The organism is Bradyrhizobium sp. STM 3562 (genome assembly GCF_045571435.1).
Taxonomy (GTDB): domain Bacteria; phylum Pseudomonadota; class Alphaproteobacteria; order Rhizobiales; family Xanthobacteraceae; genus Bradyrhizobium.
The window spans coordinates 6972768-6995667 of the sequence record NZ_CP120694.1 but is presented as its reverse complement, the minus strand read 5'-3'; the positions used below and the strand labels follow the sequence as shown (position 1 = coordinate 6995667).

The following is a 22900-nucleotide window of genomic DNA, read 5'->3' as shown; positions in this document are numbered from 1 at the left end:
AGGGTTGTGAATCGGCGTGGGTTTTGACCTCGACCAGCACCGAAGGTCGACCCCTCGTCATACGCAATACGTGCCTCAATCCATTTTGATTGCAGCAACACGCTGGGCGAGGGGTCAAAATTGGGGGCCGCGGCACACAGTTTGACCGAAGCCACGGGCTTTCATCGGAAAACCGGGGGATTCTCAGGTCACAATGCGCAAATCCGCTGCTTCCGCCTTGACCCTCCAAAGTTCCTTGTTCTAATTTTGTTCTCATGGCGGCAGGGCGATTCTGTCAGCCGTCAGCCCATGTTTTGAATGACAACAGCAGCCGCCCCGATCCGGACAGGAACCATGCACGAGATCATCTGTCCCCACTGTGACAAGGCCTTTAAGATCGACGAGTCCGGTTACGCGGATATTTTGAAGCAGGTTCGTGACGCCGATTTTGCAGAGCAGCTCCACGAACGGCTGGAATTAGCCGAGCATGATAAGCAGAGCGCTGTGGAATTGGCCAAGGCCCAGGTGAGCAACGATCTGCAAAAGACGGCGGCCGCCAAGGACGCCGAGATCCTGGAGTTGAAGTCCAAGCTTGAGGGGAGTGAGGTCGCTCAGAAGCTTGCCGTCACCGAAGCGCTCAACGCCGTAGAGAAGGAGCGTGACAGGCTTGCAAACGCGCTGGCCGAGGCTGAGCGCGAGAAGAAAGCAGCCTCGGAGCTTGCTGAAGCGCTCCTTGCCACCGAGCAGCACAAGATCACCGCCGCCAAGGAAAAGGAAATTCAGGAGCTGAAGGCCAAGCTTGAGGCTGCTGAGCTTCAGAAGAAGCTCGCCGTGACTGAGGCGGTCGGCATCATCGAGAAAGAGCGCGACGAGCTGAAGAACGGCGTCAAGCAGGTGCAGCTTGAAAAGCAGCTCTCCGAACAGTCGCTGAAGGACAAGTACGAAACGCAGATCAAGGATCGCGACGAGGCAATCGAGCGCCTGAAGGACATGAAGGCCCGCCTGTCGACCAAGATGGTCGGCGAGACCCTCGAACAGCACTGCGAAACCGAGTTCAACCGGGTGCGGTCGATGGCCTTTCCGCGGGCGTATTTTGAGAAGGACAACGACGCTCGGACCGGCAGCAAGGGCGATTACATCTTCCGGGACTCGGACGATGCCGGCACCGAGATCATCTCGATCATGTTCGAGATGAAGAACGAATGCGACAGAACCGCAACGAAGAGCAAGAATGAGGACTTCCTCAAGGAGCTCGATCGGGACCGGAACGAGAAGGGCTGCGAGTATGCCATCCTGGTCTCATTGCTTGAGCCGGACAACGAACTCTACAACGCCGGCATCGTGGACGTCTTCCACCGCTATCCGAAAATGTATGTCATCCGGCCGCAGTTCTTCCTGCCAATGATTACGCTTCTGCGGAATGCGGCGACCAACTCGCTCAAGTACAAGACCGAGCTGGCGCTTGTGAAGGCGCAAAATATTGACATCACCCAGTTTGAAAACCAGCTCGAGACGTTCAAGACCGCGTTCTCGAAGAACTACGATCTGGCCTCCAGGCACTACCAGACGGCGATTAATGAAATCGACAAGTCCATCGATCATCTCCAAAAGACGAAGGACGCGTTAATAGGCGCCGATCGAAATTTGCGCCTTGCGAACGACAAGGCGCAAGACGTGACGATCAAGAAGCTGACTCGGTCCAATCCGACGATGGCAGCGAAATTTGCGGAGCTCAAAAGCCACGCCGCTGAAGCAGCGGAGTGATTTCTAGGCCAGATCAGGCAGAACCTACGTGACGTCAGATTGTGAGTGACCGATCAGTGGTCGCAACGGACCTGTTATTGCACTGATAAGGTTTCTAACAAAAACTTATCAGTAATGCGGTTTGACGCTGTGCGCAGTAGGCAAGTACGGGGCCCGATCGACTAACGGATCACCGCTCCTCTAACTGGATGACCAAGGAGATTGGGTAACCTGCAATTTTCGGGAGGCGACCCAATGCTCGCAACGAATAACTACGGTGACGAGCTGCCGGTCCCGCTGTCTACCGCACAGACAGTTGCACTTCCCACCGCTCTTCTGGGAAAGCCGTCCAGCCCGGCCGCGAGCTCGGATAGTGATGCAGGTCAGTGCGCGGGATGCAAACCCCATGACGCCGGCCATGAAGGGCAGGACCTGTCGGTCAATAGGCACCCCTTTGGTCCGGACGGGGAGCGATCGAGCCGGTAAGGCGGATGCTAACCGTAGCTCCGTTTCCGGAGCTCCGTGTCGAGCGGAAGGCTCTCGAGTTTCACCAGCCGTGGTGATGCTCTCGCCGAATTCGCCGGGCACGGCCTCGTAACCATCGGCCCGCAGCAAGTCGAACAGTTCGCGACCAATCAGGTGGACTGACGGAGATTGGGCGCTCTGGATTTGTGGCGTGCGAGATAACGGTGTTGCACGAATTGGCCGAAATGCGCGTCGCCTTCGATGCCATGGCCGGCGACGAGCTTGATCGACACTCGGGGCGTTTTGCCGAACCCGTGCTAGCCGCCGACCGATACGATCCTGCCTTCGAGCACCGTGTCGCGCGCGTCCGAAGGAGATCACGAGCGATTGGTCGAGCAGACTCGTTAGGGCAAGCTATCGGCTTCGGAGGCGTTGCCTAGGCAGCTATGCCTGTAGGAGCCTATCCTCAGGGCTGTTGAGACGTGCCTTGCCAGTGAGAGTTGAGCGTCGGCGCGACCAAGCGCAAGGTCGCAATGGCCTCGGCAAAACCATTTGCGGCTTTCCCGTTCGGACCTTCGTCGAGAGATCGAGCAGGGGTAGCCCGTCCCTGCATAATATTGCATGTTGTTTGACGGTCGCGCATTATGATGCATGTGGCGCAGCCACTTTCAGGGTACGCGGACCAAGAGCATTCAAAGCGAGCAGTTCATGGACAGACGCATGCCGGAGCCGAAGGTCGTCAGTCTAAGGGTAGATCCTCAAAAAAATATGCCCCTTCACAAGCAACTCTGCGTCCGCATCAAACGAGCGATCGCGACGGGGTCTCTGCCACCAGGAACACAACTGCCATCCTCACGCAGCTTGGCGTCCCAGCTCTCGGTTTCTCGCACGACGGTCGAGCTTGCATACAGCATCCTCGCCGGCGAGGGGTTTGTGATCCGCCGAGGAGCCGCAGGCACGCGTATCGGATCCTGTCCTGTCGGCGAAACTCCGCGGCGGCCGGCTCGGCCGCCGCGCCCGTTGCTGCCCGGGCTAGCTTCGGAAGCTGCTCGAGCTCCGCGGCTTTTCCAGATGGGCCTGCCGGCACTCGATGCATTTCCACGCAAGCTGTGGTCACGGCTGGCGGCGGGTCATGCGCGATCTCTCTCGTTTTCCAAAATGGTCTACCAGGGTGCAAGTGGCTATGCGCCCTTGCGGCAGGCAATAGCGAATCGCTTGACCATCTCTCGCGGTATCTCATGCAGCGAAACCCAGGTGTTTATTACCGCGGGATTCCTGGGCGCCTTGACATTGATCGGGCGGACTTTGCTCGCGGCCGGCGATAAGATGTGGGTCGAAGACCCGGGATTTCCGCCGGCGCGTCATGCGTTAGAACTAGCCGGCGTCGATCTCGTCCCTGTTCCTGTTGACGCCGATGGGATTGACGTTTCGGCCGGGATCGCACTCGCTCCGGCAGCTCGCCTCGCTCTTGTCACGCCCGCAGCCCAGTTTCCGCTAGGAATTGCACTATCGGCCGATCGATGGTCACAGTTGGTCTCCTGGGCCACCGCAGCGAAGGCCTGGATTGTCAACGACGACTATGACGGCGACTTCAATCATTCGGATCGTTCGCTGCCCGCGCTCAAGCACCACGATGGAGCCGAGCGGGTGCTGCATGTCGGTTCGTTCAGCAACCTTCTATTTCCCGGACTGCGGTTGGGCTACCTGGTTGCGCCGATTTCGCTGACTGACGAGTTCGAGAGCGCATCAGCACTGTTGCCTACACAGCAGTCGCTACTCGATCAGATGGTCGTCTCCGATTTCATCACTCAGGGCCACCTGGGCCGCCACCTGGCGCGGATGCGAAGATTGTATAGCGAGCGGAAGCTTGCCCTCGTCGAAGCGTTGAAAAGCGGCCTGGGCGATTCGATTCACGTAGCGGAAACGGGAAGCACTCACCTGGTGTTGCATCTGCCTGCAGATGCTGATGACGTTGCTTTAGCCAATCGGGCCCGAGCGCTGGGATTGGCGATAAACGCGCTATCCCCAATGGGTTTACGCACCAGAACTGGCCCGGGCTTGCTGTTGGGGTTCACAAATGTTCCCGCCGACACAGCCCAAGATGCAACGCAACGATTGAAACGCGCCCTTTTCAAGTCGGCGTGCGGAGGCCGCCTAAAGGCCGCCCGACCCTCTCGGGTCGCATAGCAGCGCCTATTGCGTCTCCTTATTCAGCATAACTTAGCCAGGCTCGCCCGCCGACGCGATCACAGTGCGCTGGTGTTGCGAATAGATTCAACCTGCTGCCGCGGCGCCCGTCGAAATGTTGTTTGCGTGGACTGAACCATTGTCGGTCTGCGCCGCCGTGTACCAACCGAGCCAGCACTTGGTCTGGTTCTTTTGGCTATTCTTGGCCATGGCCTGCGTTGCAGGCAGTACTAAACCTCAGACGTCCATGACGTTCTCGCAAATGCGTTCAGCGCGCTCCTCGCATCGTGCTGAGAATCGAGCTGGTCAAGCCGCAACGATCTGCGCCTGGCGAGCGGCCTTACATCCTGTTTGAGAGAAAGCCGATCACGATGTTATCCTTTTCTTTCCGTAGGAAGACTCACCTTGCTGGTCTTACGACTGCAATCGTTCTCGCGGCGACCGCCGCGTTGTCGCAAAACGCGAACACGCCAGCTCGGGGGCGCTCGGTCACGCAGGTGCGCACCGAAAAGCTGCCAGACATCAAAAACAAGGTTCTGACCGCGGTCATTGTAAATTACCCGCCCGGCGGCGCTTCCAAAGCGCATCACCATGACGCGGACGTCTTCGCCTACGTACTCTCCGGAGAAATCCGGTCGCAAGTCGAAGGGGAAGACGTGAAGATCTACCAGGCCGGCGAAAGCGTGTTCGAGCCTCCAGGCGAGCACCACGTGATTAGCGAGAATGCAAGCAAGACCGAACCAGCGAGCATGTTGGTTGTTTTCGTGGCGAATGATGGCGCCGAGCTTACAACGTTCGACAAATAACAAGCGCGAATCAGGTCTTTCGAATTGCTTTCAGCCACAGGACGCCAGAGGTCCAGCAGCTTTTGGGAAGGAGCGCGTTCGTCAATCTCGGCGGTGCGATGTATCGCCAACGGCCGAGAATTCAGAAACTTAAGCAGAGCTACATAGGGGGAGAGGGATGACTTATGGCACTCTTGCGGCCAGGCTGGTGGCGCGCGCGGCACCAATGCTAATCGTTGTAGGACTCGCGTCGTCTGGTGCTGCCGCGCAGAGCGCCGAGCCGATCAAGCCGCCTGGCGACGCTATAGCGTCCGTGGCGCGCTCAACCGGTGGTGCAGCGATAAGGCTTCCCGGGACAGCTGATACGACTCAGTTCGGATGGTATGACAACTCTCAGCGTCCAGTGCTCCGCATCCGATCGGGCGATACGGTGGCAATGGAGACGTTGATCCACGGGCATCAACAAGTCATGCTGGACCTTTCGATCGAGCAAATGACGCAGCGCGCGAAATCGGAACAGGCGGAATCGCCGGGTCGAGGCCCTCACTCAATTACCGGGCCGATTTATGTCGAAGGCGCCAAACCCGGCGATACCCTGAAGATCCATATCGGTCGAATAGTGCCGACGTCATACGCCTTGAATTTTAATTATCCTGGCTTTGGAGGCGCGTTTCCTAGCCGGTTTTCTCAAGGTCAGGTAAAATATTTCTATTTGGATATTGCCAAGCAGCAGCTGGAATTCGCGCCCGGCATCTTCGTTCCGTTGCGACCATTTCCTGGCATCATCGCCGTTGCTCGTGCGGCACCTGGCCCCTACAGCACTGTGCCTCCGGGCCCCTTTGGTGGGAATCTCGATATCAACGAGATGGTCTCAGGTACGACGCTCTACCTCCCGGTATTCGTCGATGGAGCGTTGCTTTGGTCGGGGGATTCTCACGCGGGGCAGGGTAACGGCGAGATCAATCTGACAGCCATCGAGACAGCGTTCAGGGAGCTCGATCTCACGATTTCGGTGCTCAAAGACATCAAGCTGACTTGGCCTCGCATTGAGACACCCACGCATTGGATCGCTATCGGATACGACCGGGATCTCAACGTCGCGTTTAATTTGCTGCAGGAGCAAACGACCGAACTTATCGCTGAACAGAGCAAAGTGTCGTCCGAGGTTGCGCGAAAGCTGATGATAGCAAATTGGGACTGTCGCATTTCCGAAGTCATCAATGTTCTCAAAGGGACATACTGCATGATTCCCAAGGCGACGAACGCACCGGTGCCACAGCTGCCCCGCGAGGACAACCCGGATTACCTTGTCACGTATGCCAAAGATGCTGATTTGAACAAAGCGATGGATACGGCTTCGATGGCCATGGTCGACAAGCTGGCAACCGAGAAGCATCTAACACCACTTGACGCCTATTCGCTCGCGAGCATAGCCATGGACTGTCGGCTTGGTTCTCCTGAACGTTCCGACCGTGAAGTGCACTGTCTGACGCCAAAAAGCTTGTGGGGGAAGCACTAGCGAGCGCGCTCATGGTTATGGCGAGCCGAGCACGACTAATCGCAATTGTCGCGCTCTGCGTTATGTCCGCATCGATGCATGCAGCTTTTGCCTCCGCGCGGATAGTCGTGGTGGCTACAACAAGCGATGTTGCAAGCCTCGCTTCCGCAGTCGGTGGTGACGTCGTTGAGGTCAAGACCATTGTGCCGCCGGGGACCGATCCGGAGGCATTCGAACCTCGGGTGAGCGATCTCTTGACGCTAAGCGATGCCGATCTCATTGTTCGTGTCGGCTTGGGCTATGATCTCTGGATTGACAAGTTGATAATTCAACTGCATCGCCCGGAATTCCAGGCGGGGGGCAGGCGTTCGGTGGATGCGTCGACTGGAGTCCCGGTGCTGGAAGTGAGAGGCCGAAACCCCGTCACTGAGGATGGTCATGCGCACGGTTTAGGGAATCCGCACTACTGGCTTGATCCTGCTAATGCGGACGCCGTGACGGCAATCATAGCGGAGGGAATCATTGGGCTCATACCCGCCGCTCGTGACACCATCGTGGCCAACCGGAATCGATTTCTCGCGACCCTGCACGAGCGCATTGTGGCCTGGATGCAGCAACTGGCGCCCTACCGCGGCACGGCCTTGGTCGCCTATCATAACAGCTGGCCGTATTTCGCGCGCCGCTCTCACTTAAACCTCATCGGCTTCATTGAAACAAAGGAAGGGGTCGCGCCGAGCGTCGCGCATCTCTCCTCGTTAATTGCAGTAATGCGGCAAAGCGGCGCGCGTGCCATCCTGCAAGAGGCTTATGAGCCGAAGAACCTCTCCGAAATGTTGTCGGCACGCACCGGCGTACCTCTTGTGGTGCTCGCGCCAACAGTAGGCAGCGTTCCGGAGGCAAGAGACTACCTAACTCTCATGGACTTTAACGTTGGTGCCCTCGCGCGCACGCTTGCGACGGCCAGCCAGTGATCCGGCCGCGGCGATGTCTCATGATCTTATCATGCTACTTGCAGCGCCTTTCGCAGCTAGCGCATTGTTCGTAGCGATACATGCCAACTTCGGTCTGCATGTTTTAAGGCGCGGCATTGTGTTCGACGATCTTGCCCTGGCGCAGATGTCAGCGCTTGGAGCTACCGTCGCATTTGCGGCCGGGCACGCTCCGACGAGCGCCGCGGGAATCGCCTACACCTTTCTGTTCGCCGCCATCGGCGCCGCACTGCTCACGGCCTCCCGGGTCATACCCAAAGAGGTTCAACCCGAAGCTTACATCGGCATCATCTACGTTGTGGCTATCGCGACGACCATCGTTGTCGTCGACCGCTCGCCGCAGGGTGCGGAGCATGTGAAACAAATACTCGTCGGTAGCATCCTTGCCGTCTCTGCAAGCGACCTGCCTAAATTCGCGGTCCTCTATGCGTTCATCGGGGCCATTCATTGGCTGGCCCGTCGACCGCTCTTGGCCGCTAGCGAGGCGGTACATAGCAAGACGGGTCGCTCGCTGATCTGGGATTTCGTGTTCTATTCGTCCTTCAGCGTGGTCGTCACGAGCTCGGTAGCGACTGCAGGAGTGCTTCTAGTCTTCTGCTTCTTGATTATCCCGGCAATCACTGGTTCGTTGTTCACGCGCCGCACCGCCTATGCGCTTGGAATCGGTTGGCTTGGAGGCGTTGCGGCCAGTGCCGTCGGTCTGGCCGCGTCATTTGAATTCGAGCTGCCGACGGGCGCTTCAATGGCCCTTGCTTTCACGCTGATGCTCGTGATCGGGGCCGTGTTGCGTGGACTGATATTCGCCCCCGCAGGCGGCCGACGGATCTGCATTCGCATTTTCCTTCGCGCGGCTTCTGCAATGACTCTCATGACTGTGTTGCTCTCCGCTATTTGGCTCATGATCATGCCGCGTGCTGATCAGCCGATGTTTGATCTGTTACAGTCCGCTACCGGCATCGGTCCGGCGACATTCCTGGCGGTGCAGGAGCGAGCGGTCTACGTTGAAGCGCTAAAAGATGCGGGCTACCGGCGCTCGCAGGAAAGTCAGCTGACCACATTGGAACGGCAGTCCCGATGGCGCGGGGACGGCCTTTCCGAGACGGAGGTGCGCCGCATCGGCTCCTTCCAGCAGACCTTCAACGAAATGGCGCGTGGCGATGATTTTGTGGTCAAGTCGCCGTCCGGCCGTGCTCGCGAGCGCGAGCGCTGGTGCGTCGGGCTACCTTTGCTGATAACTAGCCTCCTCGGACTCCTGACCCTGCTGCCCGGCAAATGGCGTGCCGATCCTGCTCGTTCGCGGACCGCGTGCCTGAGGTTCCTGCGAGCTTTCCTGCACGTTGCTGATTTAGTTCGGCGTCTACGCGGAGAGAAGGCCGAGTCGGCAGGAGACGCTATGATCCGTCGCAGCATCAACGGCGGCACTGTGTCTGCCGGCGCTAAGGCTCTGACGGGCGGTTGTCAGAAAACGACGTACGGCTGTCCTGATCCGTAGGATCGTGCTCGTTGTCCCGGGCGCGACTCCTTGCGACATACGGATGAGCCCGTCCCATCAATCGCCCCGAACAGTCGACGGCAAGCATGACGAACTGAGCGCAAGGAGCATGAGATGACCCCCAGCAGCATCGTTCCTCAAGTTGGTGAAGAGCGAACTCATTCAACAATGATGGCCTGGCGCGTGCACGAGTTTGGGTCACCGGAGACCATGAAGTTCGAGCGCGTGCCGCGACCCGAGCCAGGTCCTGGCGAGGTCCTGGTCAAGGTTGCGGCCGCTGGAGTTGGCCCATGGGATGGGTGGATCAGGTCCGGCAAGAGCGCTTTGCCGCAACCGCTCCCCCTCACTCTAGGCTCGGATCTGTCCGGCGAAATCGTCGCGATGGGGTCCGGAGTCACCGAACTACGTGTGGGAGATCAGGTTTATGGTGTTACGAATCCGCAGTTTGTCGGGGCCTACGCCGAGTACGCTTTAGCCTCCGCCGGCATGGTCTCGAACAAGCCAACCTCGCTAACCCACGTTGAAGCCGCGTCCGTTCCTGTTGTTGCCGTGACGGCATGGCAGGCGTTGTTTGATCATGCCCAACTCAAGGCAGGTCAAACGGTGGTTATTCACGGTGCGGCCGGCAACGTTGGATCCTATGCGGTTCAACTGGCCCATCACGCGGGTCTGCAAACCGTCGTGACCGCATCGACGGGCGATATTTCGGTGGTGCGCGATCTCGGCGCAAACCGTGTCGTCGATTACCGGACGCAGCGCTTTGAGGAAGAAGTACGCGACGCGGACGCTGTCATCGATCTGGTCGGCGGCGAAACCCAAACCCGCTCGTTCCAGGTCCTTCGTCGCGGCGGCAAGTTGATCTCGGCAGTGTCCCGCCCGGATCAGGATCTTGCAAAGCGCTACGGTGTTGAAGCCAGCTTCTTTTTGGTCGACGTCACGAGCCAATATCTGACGATGATCGCTCGCCTAATCGATAGTGGAAAGCTGCGAACAAACGTCGGAGCAGTCTTACCTCTCGCGGATGCGCGCGAGGCTCATCTCATGCTGGAGCACGTGCGGCCTCAGCCGAAAGGAAAGATCGTGCTCGACGTCGGAGCGAGTTGATCGGCTAATCCTCCCGGAGCTTGCCCCAAATCCGCAGCCAAACACCACAGCAACTCTCGAAAGGATGCAATCATGACCACGCCGAATTTCTCCAACGCTCTCATCATTCCCGACTCTCTGCTCGCGAAAGAGGCTACCGAGATCCTGCGCGAACATTCCACTGATCTGCTCTTCAATCACTCTATCCGGGTCTACCTGTTCGCAGCTGAGCAGGGTCGGCAGAGAAAGCTGCGGTTCGATTCCGAACTCCTCTACGTAGCTGCCGCTTTTCACGATCTCGGTCTCATCAAGAAGTTCTCGAGCCCAGACGAGCGCTTCGAAGTCGATGGCGCAAATGCCGCACGGCAGTTTCTCAGCACCCACAACATCGCTGAAGACCAGGTGCAGACCGTCTGGGAAGCAATCGCGCTGCACACCACTCCCGGCATCCCGAAGTACATGGGTCCCGAAGTCGCGCTCCTCAATTCCGGTGTTCTTCTCGATGTCATCGGGGTGGGGTTCGATCAGTTCCCGGCGGAGCTGCGCGAGGAAATCGTCGCCAAGTACCCGCGCACAAATTTCAAAGAAGGGTTCATTCAGGAGTATTTCGCCGGTTTTGCGCACAAGCCAGCGACGACGTATGGCACCGTCAACGCCGCTGTCTGCGAACGTTTCATCCCGGGATTCAAGAGCCCCAACGCCTGCGACCTGATCGCTGCGTCGCCCTTCCCGGATTCCCAGCACAAGGCTCACCATCATGACTAGGACCTATCCTGTGCTCCAGGAGCTCGATCCCGGTCGCGCACAAGCTACCGGCGCCGACTCGCTGGCCTCTCTCATCTGGCTAACCCTCGGCGCTTTTGCCATCGGCACCGAGGGGTTCATGATCGCCGGGCTGCTCCCGGCCCTGGCGCGAGACCTGAACGTCGGATTGCCAGCCGCCGGTCATCTGGTCACCGCCTTCTCCCTCGCTTATGCCATCGGCGCGCCGGTCATGGCCGTTTTGACGGCCGGGCTGGAGCGGCGTCGGCTGCTGGTCGTCGCCATGGGCGGCTTCGCCCTGGGCAACCTGCTCGCTGCGCTGGCGCCGGGCTATGCCGGGCTGTTGGCCGCGCGGCTGCTGTTGGCCCTGTCCGCAGCAAGCTTCATGCCGGCGGCCAGCGGATATGCCGCCGCGCTGGGCGGTCCGGAGCGGCGTGGCCGTGCCCTGTCCACGATCACCACCGGGTTGACCTTGGCCATCATCGCTGGCGTGCCGCTGGGCGTACTGGTGGGGCAGGGTTTCGGTTGGCGCGCCACCTTCTTCGGCGTGGCGGGGCTGGCGGTGTTCTCGCTGTTAGGGATTCTCATCCGGCTGCCGCGCCAACTGCCTGGCGTCACGGCTGGCCTTGGTGAGCGTCTGGCGCTGGCCAAGCGCCGCGATATCCTCGGGGTGCTGATGACGAGCGTGCTGACCGTGGCCGGCACCTTTACCGTCTACACTTATCTCAGTGTGTTCATAGCCGGCGTCGGCGGCCTTGGTCCGCAGGCACTGGCGCCGGTCCTGTTAGGCTTTGGCCTGGCCAGTGCAGTCGGCACCCAGCTCAGCGGCAGCGCGGCGGACCGTTGGGGCGCGCGCAGTGTCGTGATCGTTGGTGGGGGGCTTGCCCTGCTGGCCTATCTTGCCTTCTCGCTTAGCGCGGCACTCGAGCCGGCGCGGGCAATGCCTGTCCTGCTGCCGGCCATCCTGATTTGGGGGTTCGCCAGTTGGGGGCTGATAACGGCGCAACAAGCGCGGCTGGTGACGTTGGCTCCGGCACTGGCGCCGATCAGTCTCTCGATGAATTCCTCGGCCATCTACCTCGGCAGCGCGATGGGTGCCGCGGCGGGCGCTGTGGTCATTGCCAATGGCGCGGTGGAGCGGCTCGGCTGGGTAGCTGCGGGATTCGCTGTGGCAGCTCTGTTGTCGGTGCTGCTCAGCGGCAGCGGCACATCAGGCCGAAGTGATGGCGGCGGCGATGGCTTCTCATCGGAAGCTTCACCATGACCATCGGTTCGTCTCTGCGTTCTGGTTTCAAGCAGTTGCGTGAACTCGTTAGAAGAGGAGGTGCGATGATGTCGATCAGTGGATTTGCCTATCGGATTGGTGCCGTATCAAACCGTCGAGGTATGTTTGCAAAAGCAGCGAGAGGAGCATTGCGGACGGCCGCCGTCCCGCTGATAGCAGCAGCGATCGCCCTGGGAGCCTCCCCGGCGATCGCGCAGGACCGGGAGCAGGTGAAAGTCGCCTTCGCGCACGCATTGCCGAATGTCGAAGGAAAGCGGCTGGTTGCTGTGACGGTGACTTATCCTCCCGGAGCCAAATCGCTCGCTCATCACCACGCAGCGTCAGCCTTCATCTACGCCTATGTGCTGTCCGGCGCGATCCGCAGTCAAGTCGGCGAGGAACCCCCGAAGATCTATCACGCAGGCGAAAGCTTTTACGAAATGCCCGGTTCACATCACAGGGTCAGTGAGAACGCGAGTGACAACGAGTCCGCCAGCTTACTGGCGGTCTTCGTTGTGGATTCCAAGGACGAGCCCTTGACCACGCCAGACAAGGCGCCGGGATCACAATAATGGCGCGACAAATTCGCCTGTGGCCGTGACGATCTTTTTTGGACCTGCATAGGCCGCTTGGTTGGTCGCCGGGAGAGCAAAATCGACCGGTAGAAGTCCATAGCCCCTGGTTGATCCCGGATGCGCGGATGTTCGTTCTGTTGCCTCCCGGATCGCGCCAGGCCTTTTACAGGGTCCGGACTACCTGCATAATAAGGCTCCAGGGTGGAGAGGCAGTAGCAGGTGCCGGTACAAGCTGTCGCGATCGTCGTCTGTGAAGGGGTTCAGGCCCTGGACGTGGCGGGTCCGATGGACGTGTTCAGCGAGGCGAACACGTTTCTCGGCAGCGCGGATCGCTACGAAACCGTATTGGTTGCTGCTCACCGCGATCCGCTGCGCGCGTCGAACGGTATACGCATGGTCGCCGACCTGACCTTCGAGGAGGCGGCGGGCGGCTTCGACATCGTTCTGGTGGCCGGCACTCCGACGCCACCGGAAGCGGAGCCCGAACCGTGCCTGCTTCAGTGGGTCAAGGAGCTGCCGTGGCGCTCGAGCGTTTATGGCTCGATCTGCACAGGGGCTTTTGTGCTCGGCTATGCCGGCCTTCTCGACGATCGGCGTGTGACGACCCATTGGCAGGATGCACAGGCGCTGGCGGCGAGATTCCCGAAGGCAAAAGTCGAACCGGACTTGATCTATGTGCGCGATGGACGGCTGATCACCGCGGCGGGTGTGACGGCGGGGATAGATCTGGGCTTGGCGCTCGTCGGGCAGCGGCACGGCGCGGAAACGGCGCTCAAGGTCGCCAAGCGTTTGGTCGTGGTTGCCCAGCGCCAGGGCGGACAATCGCAGTTCAGTCCCTATCTCACGGCACCTGCCGATCCGGAATCGCCCATCGCACGCATCCAGGACCACGTCATGGCGAACATTGGGGATCGCCATACGCTGGAGTCGCTTGCCGCCGTCGTTGGAATGAGCCCCCGGAATCTGGCCCGGCATTTCGGGCAGGTGACCGGGACCACACCGCACGAATTCATCGAGCGCGCCCGCGTTGATGCCGCGCGCATGATGCTGGAAGCGAGCGACCGACCGCTGAAGGCCATTGCCTTCGATTGCGGCTTCGGATCGGCGGACCGGATGAGGATCGTCTTCAGCACTCGTCTCGGCGTGACCCCTGTCCAATATCGCGCCAGCTTCCGGCGAGCAGAACCGGAATAGTTCGCGAGCTATCCGAGCACGAGACTGCGGGCTCCTATGTCCTGAAGGCTCCGAGCGGCCCTTTGTCACGAAACGACGTACGGCTGTCCTGATCCGTAGCATCCCGCCTGTTGTCCGGAGCAGGGCTCTGTTGCCTAATCCCGACAAGCAACCAGTCCGTTATCCAACCGAGGAGATTGCTCCATGTCCGAGATCATCGCCGGCATCCGCGTGCCTGACAGCGCCATCGCGCGCGCCGCCACGCAGCTCGTGCGCGATAGCGAAGACGACCTGCTCTACAACCATAGTCGCCGTGTCTTCCTGTGGGGCGCGCTCACGGGCGAGCGCCGCGGGCTGAAATACGACCCGGAACTGCTTTACCTCGGCGCCATGTTCCACGACATGGGCCTCACCGAGAAATATTCGAGCCCCGATTTGCGTTTCGAGGTCGACGGCGCCAATGCCGCCCGCAAATTCATGAAAAGCTACGGCGTGCCCGAGCGTGACATCGAGGACGTCTGGACTGCCATCGCGCTCCACACCACGCCGGGGATCCCCGAGCATATGCGCCCGACCATCGCGCTGGTGACCGCCGGTGTGGAGATGGACGTGCTCGGCATCGCCTATCACGACTTCACGCATGAACAGCGCGACCATGTCTGCGTCCATCATCCGCGCGAGACAAATTTCAAGGAGAACATCATCGATCACTTCGCCAACGGCATCATCAAGAAGCCGCTGACGACATTCGGAAATGTGAAGGCCGACGTCCTGGCGCTGAAGGACATGAACTATGTCCGTCAGAACTTCTGCTCGATCATCCTTGGCTCAGCCTGGCCGCACTGAGCGCTCGTTGCTCCGAGCCGAGGAGGCCGAGATGGATACCAGCCGTACGAGCATGTCCGGTCCTGAACGAGCCGCCACCGGCACGGGTGAGGGAGATGTCGTGGCGCAGAGCCCGATCGATCAGATCTTGGCCGGGCGGTTTGCGTGCCGCGAGTTTTGCAACGCTCCAGTCCCGCGACGCACAATTGAGCAGATTCTCCGTATCGCGCGGTTCGCCCCCAGCGGTGCGAACATCCAGCCTTGGCACGTCTACGTGCTGGCTGGCGCGGCCAAGGACAGAGTCTCGACGGCGCTGTTGAACGCGCACGAAAACTCGCGAGACGAGCACGTCTCGGAATACAAATACTACGCCGGCGACTTACCCGACCCGTACCTCAAACGGCGGCAAGAATTTGGTCGGTTGTTCTACGGATCGCTCGGAATTGCTCAAATCGATCTCGAGGCGAGGAGCAGACAAACCGCCAAGAACTACACATTCTTCGGCGCACCGGTCGGATTGATCGTGACCATCGATCGTCGCCTGGAAGTCGGAAGCTGGCTCGACCTCGGAATGTTCGTGCAGAACGTGATGCTCGCGGCGGCGGGACGCGGGCTTCAGTCCTGTCCGCAGGAGACGTTCGCGAAATACCATCGAATTTTGCGCCCGCTGCTGTCAATTCCGGCAGAGCAGATGGTGGTGTGCGGTATCTCGGTCGGGAAAGCCAAGGTTGAGCGGCCGGATAGATTGATGCCGCGGGCGGACATTGATGAGTTCGCCACGTTCGTAGGATTCGAAACGTAATAGCCGACGAGGAGAGATCACCATGGGAAGCCGAGAAGAACTGATTCAGCGCAGCATTCCGTTTCTCCGGGAAGTCAAGGACATGACGCCTGGCGCCGAGATGGAACGTTGGCTTAACGAGACATACGGCGAAAACAGCGCGCTCTACCAGGATCTGGCTCGCCTGATCAAAATCGGCGTCGAGGAGGGATGGGCGGCAAACCAGGAGGTGGACGGCCCGAATTACCGGCGCAGCCGCATCCTGGAGCCCACTCCCGAAACGTTCCAGTTCAGCATCACCGCCGTGTACATGAACAGCGCCGATCCGCACCGCTTCAAGGACGAAGACGATCACGACGTATTGCGCGGACAGTATCACGGCCACCCCTATGGCGAACTCAACCTCGTGGTGCCCTTGAACAAGGGCGCGGAGTTGAAGGGATTGCAGGGCTGGCAAGGACCGGGCTGGACGGCGCCGGATCCGGGCAGCAGGCACTATCCCGAGGTCAGGGGCGGGGCGGTGATCGCTCTGTTCTACCTGCCGGCTGGACGCATTTCATACGATTTCAAGGCTCCGTCTGATCGGTAACGGAGCTCCGAGGTGGCTCGATACGATGGCCCCTCCGCTTTGGAGCAAAGGAAATGGCGCCAGTTTATCCGTAGACGGTCAAGGCCGATGACCCGGTGCCGACCCAGCTGTCCGTCGGAAGGCGCAGCAACTCTCGTCACGGCGCGGAGTTCGGGCCGGCATTGTCGTCCACAGTCTCGACGTCGATCCGCAGAGCGACCGCGAGACCGTGTTCTTCGGCCCCGTTGGACAGCAGAAGCCGGCCGGTCCGTTGAACTATGGCTCGAGAAGGGTAGTCAATTCAGCTCCCTCATCAGCGACAAAGATGGCTATCAGTTCGGCCGGTTCGGTGTTGCTCGCGTTGGCGGAAACGAGATGCGTCGCGCCGCGCGGTTCGAAGAACGATTGCCCTACCTCGAACGTCTCCAGCGGGCCACCGCTCAGCTGTGAGCGGACCTGACCTTTGGTGATGCAGGCGGTCACCGAGCCGCCGTGGCGGTGCGGCGGCGTGAAGCCGCCTGGCCCGTAGCTGACGCGCACCACCGTGACGCGCCTGCCCGGTACATTCGGCAGCGCGTGCGAGGAAATCACCTCGACCTTGTTGAGCGACGTGCCCGACGATGACATCTCGGCGCACAGCGGCACCCGGAATGCTGTTGTCGCGCTCATCGCCAGCGTGAGGGTCTTGATGATCCCGGCCGCGCAGGCGAAGCCGGTGACGACGGCTAGTGACAGCCGGTGCCAGTCGCGCTCCGCGAACGGCGCCAGGGCTGCGATTGCGATCCGCATGGGTTTCTCCTCCCTCAGGTCGCGACGTTTGGCGTGAACACGGACAGCGGCGCGGGATCGCGGCTCGGCGGCGGCGGGACCTTGCCGTCGACATCGGTGAAGCCGTATTCGGCCGCCAACTCCGAGGCGAGCAGGATCTGGCCGCTTTTGGCCATCACGCCGGGATCGGCGGCGAGCGCGGCGACCGCGCGCCCGGCGAACACCGGCGTCTCGCCGCGCTCGGCAATCAGTTTGCCGAGCGCCGGCGGCACGCGGCCCGGCTGCGCCGCAAGCTTCTCGCTCTTGATGTAGCCGGGCCAGATCGAGACCGCGGCAATGCCGAACGGCTTCAGCTCATGCGCCATGTCGCGCGCCATCCGGTCGACGCCCGATTTCTGCACGCCGAACGGAACGTTGAACGTGTAGCGCACGCCGCCGCCCGAGGACGTATTGATGATCAGGCCGCGCTGCTGCGGCAGCATCAGCGGCACGGCGAACTGGCTGGCGACGAAATGCGAGCGCAGGCCGACGCGATGCATGGTGTCCCATAGCGAGGCCGGCACCTGCCAGAACGGGACGTTGACCGGCATCGCGTTCGGCGCCGCAAACACGTTGTTGACGAGAACGTCGAGCCGGCCGTGGTCGCGCCGGACGAGGTCGAACACCTCGCGCACCGCTGCATCGTCCGAGTGATCGCACAGGACGCCGATGCCGCGGCCGCCGGCCGTGTTGATCGCGGCGATGGTCTCGTCGAGCGAGCCCGGCCATTCCGATCCGCCGCTATTCCGGGTGCGCGCCGTGACGATCACGGTCGCGCCGGCTTCGGCGAGGCCGATGGCCACACCCTTGCCGACGCCGCGGCTTCCTCCTGTCACCAGCGCGATGCAGTCTCCAAGCCATCCCTTGGTCATGCGATTCCCCGATATGGCTTTCCTGGAAGATAACTTGACAACAATCTTCCTAGGAAGATAGTAGGAACGCCGGAGGCGTCAACCAGGGAGGTTCGCGATGGTCACGAGGGAAGAGAACGAATTGCTGTGCCGCGTCACGGGCGACGCGCCGATGGGACGGATGTTGCGCCAGCATTACTGGCTACCGGCAGTGCTCTCGGTGCGCGTGCGCAAGGGCGAGGCGCCGGTGCGGGTCAAGCTGTTCGGCCGCAACTTCGTGGCGTTCCGGGGCAAGGACGGCACCGTCGGATTTCTCGACGAGGCCTGTCCGCATCGTGGCGCCTCGCTCGCGCTCGCGCGCATCGATGACTGCTCGCTCACGTGCCTGTTTCACGGCTGGAAGATCCGCGCCGATGGCGCGGTGCTGGACGTTCCCAACGAGCCGAACAATCCGAAGGAGTTTGCCAAGACCGTCAAAGCGAAGGCCTATCCGACGCGCGAGGGCGCCGGGTTGATCTGGGTCTGGCTCGGCGAAGGCGACGCGCCGCCCGCGCCGGACTTTGAATGGATGGATCTGCCGCCGGACCAGGTCTACGCCGCCGGAATCGAGCTGAAGGCAAACTGGCTGCAGGGCGTCGAGGCCACCATCGATTCCTCGCATGTCGCGCTGCTGCACCAGAGCTGGACCGCGACCTCGTCGACCGACTTCGGCGCAACGCGGGTCAACACCGAAGTCGCCTACGAGTTCGAGAAGAAGCCCTATGGCTTCCGTGCCGCGGCATTGCGCACCGCGCCCGACGGATCGTGCCTCGCCCGCGTCACCGAGTTCGTTATGCCGTACTACGGCTTGATCGCGCCGATCTTCTCCGGACCTCAGCAGGATCGCACAGCGATCATCGCGGTGCCGATCGACGACGAGAACCTGATCCAGTGGTACATCTTCTACAATCCGGAGAAGCCGGTGGATTCCTGGCGCAAGGTGCAGCGTGCCAACCAGTGGCCGATGGCCGGCGGCCTGCCGGGCGATCAATCAAACAATTGGGGCCAGAACCGCCAGATCATGGATGCCGGCAACAGCACCGGCTTCCATGAGATCGTCATCGAGGATTTCGTTGTCATGGTCAGCATGGGCCCGATAGTCGATCGTTCGCAGGAATATCTGTGCTCGGCGGACCAGGCGATCGTCAGGGTGCGTCGCCAGCTGCTCGACGAGGTGCGGGGCTTCATGGCGGGAAAGCCCCCGAAGAGCGGCCAGAGCGAGACCATGTCCTACAAGGACATCCGCGCCGTCGGCGGCCGGCTCGCCTCCGCCTCCGAGGATTGGCGGCAAATTCCACGCTGAATGGATCAGAACCCACGGGGCGCAGACGTCGTGTTCGCGCCCATTCTCAGCTCGGCTCCGGAGACGACATCACATGACTGGCACCATCTCTGCGCCGCCGCGAAACTGTCGGAAGGGGAACCGTTGGGCTTCAGGGTAGGCGAGCGGCGCGTGGCGCTCTACAAAGTTGACGACGACGTCTTCGCCACCGATGACGTCTGCTCGCACGCATTTGCGCTGCTGTCGACGGGGTTTCTCGAAGGCCATGTGATCGAATGCCCGCTACATGGGGCGATGTTCGATGTCCGTGACGGAAAATGCCAGTCCGGCGCCTACAAGGACATCAAGGCGTTCAAGGTCGAGATCCGTGACGGCGAGGTCTATGTCGAGTTCGACGGCAACGCTGCCCTGCAAGCCGCCGATGACGGCGGCGTCGACGTCAAGCCATGAGCGGCCTTGTCGTCATCGGTGCATCCTACGCCGGCATCGAGGCCGCGCTCACCGCGCGCGAGGCCGGCTATGCCGAACCGGTGATCGTGGTCGCCGACGAGACGTTGCTGCCCTATCAACGGCCGCCGCTTTCGAAGGAGTTCTTGCTTGATCAGGTCAGCGCCGAGAGGCTCATTCTGCGCGATGTGGCTGTTTTCGCGAGAAATCGGATTGAACTGCTGCTGGGTCACCGTGTCGTCGCAGTCGACCGCCATGCAGAAAGAGTAGTGCTGGCCGACGGCGCCGTACTGGGCTTCGACAGGCTGGTCATCGCCACCGGCTCGCGCGCGCGGCGGGTAGCCGTCCGCGGGGCCGAACTCGACGGGGTCTGCTATCTCCGATCGGCCGCAGATGCCGCCGATCTCAAGGCGCGGTTCGGCCGGACGAGCGAGATCGTGATCGTCGGCGGCGGCTTCATCGGTCTCGAGGTGGCTTCGTCTGCGGCCAGGCTCGGTAAGCGGGTGGCGGTGATCGAGGTCGCCTCCCGGCTGCTTGAGCGGGCGGTGTCTCCGGTGGTGTCGCGCTTCCTGCTCGACATCCATACCCGGGCAGGCGTCGCGGTGAAGCTCGGCACGTCTGTTTCGGCAATGGTCGGCGATGGGGGACGAGTGGTGGCGGTCGAACTGGACGGCGGCGTCCGCCTCGGCACGGACCTGGTCGTCGTCGGCATCGGCGGCATCCCGAACCACGAGCTCGCCGCCGCTGCCGGGCTCCGATGCGCCAATGGCATTGTGGTGGATCAGAACGGGCAAACCACACGCAAGAGCATCTACGCCGCGGGCGACTGCACCACGCACTTCAACCGGTTTGCTGAGGACTGGATCAGGCTGGAGTCGGTTCAGCACGCGCAGGACCAGGGACGCACCGTCGGGCTTGCGATCGTGGAAAGCCATGAACCATACAACAGCGTGCCGCGGTTCTGGTCGGATCAGCACGATCTCAAGCTTCAGATCGTCGGTCATGGCGCGCGCAGGGACCGCATTGTGATCCGCGGCTCGATCGAAGCTGGCCGGTTCTCAGTGTTCAATTACCGGCAGGGCAGGCTGGTCGGCGTCGACAGCATCAACAATCCCGGGGATCAGATGGTGGCGCGGCGCCTGATAGCAGCGGGCATTTCGCCGACGCCGAGCCAGGCCGAGGACAGTTCATGCGATCTCAGATCACTGCTGAAGGCGGGTGTCAGCGCCGTCGTGTAGCGGGGACCGCAGTTAGTCCACCGCCGTAAGCCGGCCGGACTTCTTCGGCGTTTTCGTCGTCCGCACCGCCAGCAGCTTGCGCAGGCAGCGGTCGAGCATCGCGATCTCCGCCTTGGTCAGCCCGCTTGCCTCGATCGTGCGCGCGACGACCCTTGCCACCTCGGCGATGCCGCGGTCGGCGGTCGCGAGACCCTTGGCGGTGAGGCGGACCAGCTCGGAGCGGCCGTCGTCGTTGGCAGAGACGCGCAGCACGAAGCCGCCTTCCTGCAGCCGCGCGACGCGCTTGGTCATCGCGCCCGATGTGACGAGCAGGGCCCGGAACAGGTCGGTGGGACGCAGCTCGTACGGTTTGCCCGAGCGCCGCAGCGCCAGCAGCACATACAGCTCGCCGATCTGCAGCCCGACCGCCTTCGCTATGTCCTGCAGGCGCATTTCGTGGAGCTGGTTGACGCGCTCCAGCCGCAGCAAGGTGCAGGCGGCGGCGAGGTCGAGGTCGGGCCGTTGCTCCAACCACGCGGCCTCGATATCGTCGTAAAGGGTGCTGTCAGGTGATGGCGACTGCTTGATCGCGGGTTCGGCGCGGTGTGACACGCTGCTCTTCTTCATTCCCTTCCAGTCCCCTTCACTGCGGGCGATCGCGCCGGCATCATGCGTCGCAGCAATCTAGCACCGCCAAATTCAGGTGTCGCCTCGCAGTTTCCGGTATCGCTCCGGCCCTGTGCATGACTACAACGCAGCGGCCAATTGTCGACTTGCGTCGCTGACAAATACCTTCCTAGGAAGAATATTCCCGGTAAGAAAACTAGAGGAGGGAGCGTATGCGCGGACTTGGTGCGACATTGGTGTTGGCAGTTGCACTGTCTGCTTGGGCTTCGGCCAGGGCGGCGGAGACTGAACTGGTTCTCGGGCAGACCATGCCCTATAGCGGGCCGGCGTCGGCCCTGAGCGCCGTCGGCAAGGTGCAGACCCGCTATTTCCAGATGATCAACGATCGCGGCGGCATCAATGGCCACAAGGTCAAGCTGATCTCGCTTGACGATGGCTATAGTCCGCCGAAGGCGGTAGAGCAGACGCGCCGGCTGATTGAAAATGACGAGGCGGTCGCGATCTTCGGCAGCATGGGAACCGCACAGAACGCCGCGGTCCAGAAATATCTCAACGCCAAGATCCCTCAGCTGTTCGTGTTCGCGGCCAGCGAGCGCTTTGCCGATCCGAAGACCAGTCCTTATACGGTCTCGGGGATGACGCTGTTCAGCACCGAGGCTGCGATCTACGCGCGGTTGGTGGCCGAGCACACGCCCGGTGCGCGCGTGGCCGTGTTGTACCAGAACGACGACTACGGCCGCGAATATCTTCGCAGCTTCAAGACCGAACTGGCCCGGCTCGATCCCAAGGCCGAGATTGTCGCGGCGTCGCCTTACGAAGTCACGTCGCCCACGGTCGATTCGCAGGTCGTGGCGCTGGCGAGCACCAACGCCAACGTCTTCCTCAATGCGTCGACCAGCAAATTTACCTCGCAGGCGATCCGCAAAGCGGGCGAGCTCGGCTGGCGCGCGCAGCAGTTCCTGCCGATCGGCAGCAACTTCGTGCCGACGATCCTCAAGCCGGCCGGGCTCGACAACGCCAAAGGGGCGATCTCGGCGACGCCGACCAAGTCGGTCGGTGATCCCGAATGGGCCAACGATCCCGCATATCTGGAGTGGCTGGCTTTCATGAGGAAGTATTATCCCGAGGGCGATATCGAGGATCAGCTCAACTTCACCGGATGGAACGTCGCTGTTCTCATGACCAAGGTCATCGAGGCCTGCGGTAACGATCTCTCCCGGCAGAACATCATGAAGCAGGCCACTGCGCTGAAGAACGTGGCGCTGCCGGGCCTGATCCCGGGCATCACCGTCAACATCAGCCCGGATGATTATCGCCTGATCACCTCGCTGCGCCCGCAGCGTTTCGACGGCGAGCGCTGGGTTCCGATGTCCGGTACCATCGGCGCGCAATGAGGGCCACCGATAGTGTGGCGAAGCGGGGCCGGCCGCTAGCGGCCGTCCCTGAGCTCTCCGGTATTGA

Annotated in this window: 21 protein-coding genes and 1 pseudogene; 19 read left to right on the top strand and 3 right to left on the bottom strand. The window is 61.3% G+C overall.

Annotated elements, in window-relative coordinates:
• Nucleotides 1-333 precede the first annotated feature (333 nt).
• The 15 genes and pseudogenes from P6U23_RS32260 (at nt 334) to P6U23_RS32190 (ending at nt 16190) form a co-directional block, all read left to right on the top strand.
• Nucleotides 334-1743: a DUF2130 domain-containing protein gene (locus tag P6U23_RS32260; protein WP_407176381.1), complete on the top strand. Its 1410-nt coding sequence runs from the start codon at nt 334-336 to the stop codon at nt 1741-1743.
• Nucleotides 1744-2838: 1095 nt separating this feature from the next.
• Nucleotides 2839-3093, top strand: a pseudogene (locus P6U23_RS32255) (GntR family transcriptional regulator); the annotation flags it as partial.
• 165 nt (nt 3094-3258) lie between these two features.
• Nucleotides 3259-4374 carry a PLP-dependent aminotransferase family protein gene (locus P6U23_RS32250; protein ID WP_407181658.1) on the top strand — a complete coding sequence of 372 codons (1116 nt, stop codon included), beginning with the start codon at nt 3259-3261 and terminating at the stop codon, nt 4372-4374.
• 287 nt (nt 4375-4661) lie between these two features.
• Nucleotides 4662-5180, top strand: a complete 519-nt coding sequence (locus tag P6U23_RS32245; RefSeq protein ID WP_407176380.1) for a cupin domain-containing protein — start codon at nt 4662-4664, stop codon at nt 5178-5180.
• A gap of 157 nt (nt 5181-5337) precedes the next feature.
• Entirely contained in the window at nt 5338-6678 is a 1341-nt protein-coding gene (locus P6U23_RS32240) for an acetamidase/formamidase family protein (protein WP_407176379.1), read from the top strand.
• A gap of 110 nt (nt 6679-6788) precedes the next feature.
• Entirely contained in the window at nt 6789-7628 is an 840-nt protein-coding gene (locus P6U23_RS32235; protein WP_407176378.1) for a metal ABC transporter substrate-binding protein, read from the top strand.
• 31 nt (nt 7629-7659) lie between these two features.
• Nucleotides 7660-9138, top strand: a complete 1479-nt coding sequence (locus P6U23_RS32230; RefSeq protein ID WP_407176377.1) for a metal ABC transporter permease — start codon at nt 7660-7662, stop codon at nt 9136-9138.
• Between the two features lie 114 nt (nt 9139-9252).
• Nucleotides 9253-10242 carry an NADP-dependent oxidoreductase gene (locus P6U23_RS32225; RefSeq protein ID WP_407176376.1) on the top strand — a complete coding sequence of 330 codons (990 nt, stop codon included), beginning with the start codon at nt 9253-9255 and terminating at the stop codon, nt 10240-10242.
• A 72-nt stretch (nt 10243-10314) separates the two neighbouring features.
• Nucleotides 10315-10986, top strand: coding sequence for an HD domain-containing protein (locus tag P6U23_RS32220; RefSeq protein ID WP_407176375.1), 672 nt, complete (start codon nt 10315-10317; stop codon nt 10984-10986).
• Nucleotides 10979-12247, top strand: coding sequence for an MFS transporter (locus tag P6U23_RS32215; RefSeq protein ID WP_407176374.1), 1269 nt, complete (start codon nt 10979-10981; stop codon nt 12245-12247). Before P6U23_RS32220 ends, P6U23_RS32215 begins: the two co-directional genes overlap by 8 nt.
• A 149-nt stretch (nt 12248-12396) precedes the next feature.
• Nucleotides 12397-12819, top strand: a complete 423-nt coding sequence (locus tag P6U23_RS32210; protein WP_407181657.1) for a cupin domain-containing protein — start codon at nt 12397-12399, stop codon at nt 12817-12819.
• Nucleotides 12820-13041: 222 nt separating this feature from the next.
• The gene (locus tag P6U23_RS32205) at nt 13042-14016 is read left to right on the top strand and encodes a GlxA family transcriptional regulator (RefSeq protein WP_407176373.1); all 975 of its coding nucleotides are present in this window, start codon (nt 13042-13044) and stop codon (nt 14014-14016) included.
• Between the two features lie 183 nt (nt 14017-14199).
• On the top strand, nt 14200-14841 hold the full coding sequence (locus tag P6U23_RS32200) for an HD domain-containing protein (protein ID WP_407176372.1): 642 nt from the start codon (nt 14200-14202) through the stop codon (nt 14839-14841).
• A gap of 100 nt (nt 14842-14941) precedes the next feature.
• Nucleotides 14942-15622 carry a nitroreductase gene (locus tag P6U23_RS32195; RefSeq protein ID WP_407176371.1) on the top strand — a complete coding sequence of 227 codons (681 nt, stop codon included), beginning with the start codon at nt 14942-14944 and terminating at the stop codon, nt 15620-15622.
• A gap of 22 nt (nt 15623-15644) precedes the next feature.
• Nucleotides 15645-16190, top strand: a complete 546-nt coding sequence (locus P6U23_RS32190; protein ID WP_407176370.1) for a DUF4863 family protein — start codon at nt 15645-15647, stop codon at nt 16188-16190.
• 255 nt (nt 16191-16445) lie between these two features.
• On the opposite strand, the gene P6U23_RS32185 is transcribed toward P6U23_RS32190, so the two are convergent.
• Together P6U23_RS32185 and P6U23_RS32180 are read right to left on the bottom strand one after the other, a co-directional pair.
• A complete protein-coding gene (locus P6U23_RS32185) occupies nt 16446-16958 on the bottom strand; it encodes a cupin domain-containing protein (protein ID WP_407176369.1) in 513 nt (170 codons plus the stop codon).
• Between the two features lie 14 nt (nt 16959-16972).
• A complete protein-coding gene (locus tag P6U23_RS32180) occupies nt 16973-17848 on the bottom strand; it encodes an SDR family NAD(P)-dependent oxidoreductase (protein ID WP_407176368.1) in 876 nt (291 codons plus the stop codon).
• 97 nt (nt 17849-17945) lie between these two features.
• On the opposite strand from P6U23_RS32180, the gene P6U23_RS32175 reads away from it, so the two are divergent.
• The 3 genes from P6U23_RS32175 to P6U23_RS32165 are packed head-to-tail and all read left to right on the top strand — an operon-like array spanning nt 17946 to nt 20833.
• Nucleotides 17946-19169, top strand: coding sequence for a Rieske 2Fe-2S domain-containing protein (locus tag P6U23_RS32175; RefSeq protein WP_122404531.1), 1224 nt, complete (start codon nt 17946-17948; stop codon nt 19167-19169).
• Nucleotides 19170-19199: 30 nt separating this feature from the next.
• Nucleotides 19200-19598, top strand: coding sequence for a non-heme iron oxygenase ferredoxin subunit (locus P6U23_RS32170; protein WP_407176367.1), 399 nt, complete (start codon nt 19200-19202; stop codon nt 19596-19598).
• On the top strand, nt 19595-20833 hold the full coding sequence (locus tag P6U23_RS32165; RefSeq protein ID WP_407176366.1) for an NAD(P)/FAD-dependent oxidoreductase: 1239 nt from the start codon (nt 19595-19597) through the stop codon (nt 20831-20833). Before P6U23_RS32170 ends, P6U23_RS32165 begins: the two co-directional genes overlap by 4 nt.
• Nucleotides 20834-20845: 12 nt before the next feature.
• Here the strand turns inward: P6U23_RS32165 and P6U23_RS32160 are convergent, their stop codons facing one another.
• Nucleotides 20846-21439, bottom strand: coding sequence for a MarR family winged helix-turn-helix transcriptional regulator (locus P6U23_RS32160; RefSeq protein ID WP_407176365.1), 594 nt, complete (start codon nt 21437-21439; stop codon nt 20846-20848).
• Between the two features lie 212 nt (nt 21440-21651).
• Between P6U23_RS32160 and P6U23_RS32155 the strand changes: the two genes are divergently transcribed.
• On the top strand, nt 21652-22833 hold the full coding sequence (locus P6U23_RS32155) for an ABC transporter substrate-binding protein (protein ID WP_407176364.1): 1182 nt from the start codon (nt 21652-21654) through the stop codon (nt 22831-22833).
• Nucleotides 22834-22900 lie beyond the last annotated feature (67 nt).